4 protein-coding genes are annotated in these 3882 nt (G+C 60.9%); 3 read left to right on the top strand and 1 reads right to left on the bottom strand.

The annotated features are described in order from the left end of the window. Positions 1-282 precede the first annotated feature (282 nt). On the bottom strand, positions 283-1209 hold the full coding sequence (locus BDE01S_RS08980) for a LysR family transcriptional regulator (RefSeq protein ID WP_066080460.1): 927 nt from the start codon (positions 1207-1209) through the stop codon (positions 283-285). 140 nt (positions 1210-1349) lie between these two features. Here BDE01S_RS08980 and gtdA point away from each other — a divergent pair, with 140 nt between their 5' ends. From gtdA to maiA, 3 genes are all read left to right on the top strand, one after another. Further along, positions 1350-2393, top strand: a complete 1044-nt coding sequence (gene gtdA, locus BDE01S_RS08975; protein ID WP_066080455.1) for a gentisate 1,2-dioxygenase — start codon at positions 1350-1352, stop codon at positions 2391-2393. Between the two features lie 73 nt (positions 2394-2466). After that, positions 2467-3165, top strand: coding sequence for a fumarylacetoacetate hydrolase family protein (locus BDE01S_RS08970; RefSeq protein ID WP_066080452.1), 699 nt, complete (start codon positions 2467-2469; stop codon positions 3163-3165). Positions 3166-3177: 12 nt separating this feature from the next. Then, a complete protein-coding gene (gene maiA / locus BDE01S_RS08965; RefSeq protein WP_066080450.1) occupies positions 3178-3816 on the top strand; it encodes a maleylacetoacetate isomerase in 639 nt (212 codons plus the stop codon). Positions 3817-3882: the final 66 nt, after the last annotated feature.

Genomic DNA, 3882 nt, shown 5'->3' with positions numbered 1-3882 from the left:
GGAGCTTTCAGCGATTTTTATCATCCCAAATGTCTATTAGTCCTTATTTTCCTTTAACTTTAGAATGGAAGACCAAGCCGCATATGCGCAAATTCAGACGGCAATGGTAGGTCGGGCACTTTTGCCCGACATCGTCAAACTTATCCAAAACTTCCGAAAATACACATATCGTCGGGCAAAAGTGCCCGACCTACGGCGATTTATCATCGAATAACACAGAATGGGACAAAGCAGCAAGCGGCAGACGGCACACATCAAAAGCCGTCTGAAAACCGCCCTGCTTCAGCCCCCGTCCGTCTGCCAGCCCGCCGCGCGCACGCTCTCGAGCGCACGCTTGACCGCCGTGCGCTTGATGCTGTCTTCCCGCCAAAAGGCCGACACCGAGCCCAAGACCGGCAGCGGCAGGTCCAATACGGCAATCAGCCCGAAATGCTGCCAGCGACGGGCGGTGCGGGACGATGCCACGCTGATGAAATCGGTTTGCGCCAGCAGATTGAGGTTGAAATTGGCGGAATTGCTTTCGATGTGGTCTTCGGGCAGGCTTTTCTGCGCCTGCAGCAGCACGGTTTCCAATTCCTGCCGGATCGGCGTGCCGGGCGGCCACACCAGCCAGCGGTAGCGGTAGAGCTGCGCCCATTCCAGCCTGCCCGCGCGCGCCAACGGATGCCCGGGGCCGGAAATAAAATGCAGCGGCTCCATGTAGATGGTTTCGTGTCGGATGCCCTCCGGCAGCAGGCGGCGGGCGGAGCGGCCGATAACAATATCCAAACGCCCCTGCGCCAGCTGCTCCAGCAGCGTATCCATCGTACCTTCGGTAACGCTGATGCGGCATTGCGGCAGCTCGGCAGTCAGCGCGGCCACGGCAGACGGGGCGGTATTGGTGGTGGTTGCGCCGGAGCAGCCGAGGCGGACGATGCCGCTGCCGTTGTGCTTGCGGGCGTCCAAATCATCGCGGGTGAGATCGATGTAGTTGAGCAGTTGGCGGGCATGGGCAATCAGCGCGTCGCCGTGACTAGTCGGCTTGAGGCCGCGGGCGTGCCGCTCAAACAGCGGCAGGCCGATGTCGTCTTCCAATTCTTTCAACCAGCGGGAAATGCCCGGCTGGGTCATATTGAGCGCGGCGGCGGTTTGGCTGATGTTGCCGCTCTCGGCCAGCGCCAACACGATTTCCAAATGCCGCAGCCGCACGCGCCGCGTCCAGTCGCCCATATCTATATCCTTTTTGTTATACATCATACGAAAATATTATTTTCCATATCATATATTCGCAGGCATATTAGCGCAATGTAGTACGGTGTAACCGCCCTGCAAGGACGCACACCGCCCACACAAGCCATTAGGAGAATGCGATGTCTTTGGAAGTACAACGTCAGGAATATTACCGGGAGCTGGCCGGGCAGAATCTGTCGCCGCTGTGGCTGTCGCTGCACAATCTGGTCACAGAATCGCCGCGCCCGTCCATCGTGCCGGCCATTTGGAAATACGACGAAATGCGCCCCTATGTGATGGCGGCGGGCGAGCTGATTACTGCGGAAGAAGCGGTGCGCCGCGTTTTGGTATTGGAAAACCCCGGCCTGCCGGGCAAATCCAGCATCACCCAATCTCTGTATGCGGGCATCCAGCTCATTCTGCCGGGCGAAACCGCGCCCAGCCACCGCCACACGCAATCCGCGCTGCGCTTTGTGTTGGAAGGACGCGGCGCGTGGACGGCGGTCAACGGCGAACGCACCACCATGAGCCCGGGCGATTTCATCATCACGCCGTCCTGGCATTGGCACGACCACGGCAACCCCACCCTTGAAGAAGGCGGCGAGCCGGTAGTGTGGCTCGACGGCTTGGACATTCCGCTGGTGGCTTCACTGGATGCGGGTTTTGCCGAAAACCATGTTGCCAAAGAACAGGACGTTTACAAACACGAAGGCGAGAGCTTTGCCCGCTTCGGCTACAACATGACGCCCGTGCGCCACCGCTCTGCCGACCCGACTTCGCCGATTTTCAGCTATCCCTACGAGCGCAGCCGCGAAGCACTCGACAAACTCTACCGCTTTGAAGCGATGGACGAATACGACGGCGTGAAAATGCGCTACATCAATCCGACCACGGGCGGCTGGGCCATGCCGACCATCGGCACTTTCCTCCAATACCTGCCCGCAGGCTTTGCCGGCAAAACCTACCGCAGCTCGGATTCGACCGTCTATACCGCCGTTGAAGGCAGCGGCACCGCCTATATCGGCGACGCGGTCTTCAAATTTTCGCCGCGCGATGTATTCGTAGCCCCGTCTTGGTATCCGGTGCGGCTGGAGGCCGATGCCGGCGAAGATGTCGTCTTGTTCAGCTATTCCGACCGCCCCGTTTTGGAAGCACTGGGCCTGCTGCGCGAAGCCCGGGCTTAAAGGCCGTCTGAAAAAGCCGTCTGAAAACCGGCTGCCCTTTTATTTCATTGAGAGAACGAGAAAAGGAAAAACCATGAATTACGTTGTCACCCCGCCCGCCGTTACCGCCATTCCCGTCGCCGGCAGCGACAGCCTGTTTCCCGTGCGCCGCGTGTATTGCGTCGGCCGCAACTACGCCGCCCACGCCCGCGAAATGGGCTTCGACCCCGACCGCGAGCCGCCGTTTTTCTTCTGCAAACCCGCCGATGCCGTCGTGCCCGTAGCCGAAGGCGAAACCTACGCCTTCCCCTATCCGCCGCAAACGGCCAACCTGCACTACGAAGCCGAGCTGGTGGCCGTTATCGGCAAAGCCGGTAAAGACATTGCCGTAGAACACGCCCTCGACCACGTTTGGGGCTACGCCACCGGCCTCGACATGACCCGCCGCGACCTGCAGATGCAGATGCGCGAAATGGGCCGCCCCTGGGAAGTCGGCAAAGCCTTCGACTACTCCGCACCCGTCGGCCCCGTTTACCCCGCCGAGCGCGTCGGCCATATCGCATCCGGTGCCATCCGCCTGGATGTCAACGGCGAAACGCGCCAGCAAAGCGACATCCGCAACCTGATTTGGTCGGTGGCCGAAACCGTGTCCTATTTGTCCACGCTGTTTACGCTGGAGCCAGGCGACGTAATTTTCACCGGCACGCCCGAAGGTGTGGGCGCGGTGGTACGCGGCGACGACATGCTGGTGGAAGTCGAAGGCTTGGGCAAGCTGTCCGTCAACGTCGCATAAGAGAGCCGCGCCATGAAACTGTACGGATTTTTCAACAGCTCGGCTTCCTACCGCGTGCGTATCGCCCTCAATCTGAAAGGCATCGATGCCGAACACGCCGGCGTCAACATCCGCAGCGGCGCGCACCGCGACGAAGCCTATACCGGCATCAACCCCGCCGCACTCGTCCCCGCGCTGGACGACGACGGCTTCCGCCTCGGGCAGTCGCTGGCCATCATCGACTATCTCGACCGCAAATATCCGCAGCCGCAGCTGATACCCGACGAGCCGCAGCTGCGCGCGCGGGTGTGGGAATTCAGCACCCTGATTGCCTGCGACCTCCACCCGCTCAACAACCTGCGCGTGCTGCGCTATCTGCAGCAGGATTTGGGGCTGGACGAAGCGCAGAAAAACCAATGGTACGCCCATTGGATTTCAGACGGCCTTAGCAAAGCGGAAACCCTGCTGCGGCAACACGGCGGCGGCGCATGGTGTTTCGGCGACGCGCCCACGCTGGCCGACTGCTGCCTGATTCCCCAGCTGGCCAACGCGCGGCGGATGCAGTGCGACCTCAGCCCCTACCCGACGCTGACACGCATCGAAGCCCACGCCCTCGCGCATCCGGCTTTCCGCAGCGCCGCCCCCGAACACCAGCCCGATTTCAGCGCATAAGCCGTCTGAAAATCTGCCCGCCCGGTATAGTCGGAGCGTACATTCTGATACAAAGCGGCGAGCCGC

It is taken from the genome of Bergeriella denitrificans NBRC 102155 (assembly GCF_001592185.1).
Taxonomy (GTDB): Bacteria; Pseudomonadota; Gammaproteobacteria; order Burkholderiales; family Neisseriaceae; genus Neisseria; species Neisseria denitrificans.
Note: the sequence above shows the minus strand (reverse complement) of the source record. Positions and strands in the feature narration are given on the sequence as shown.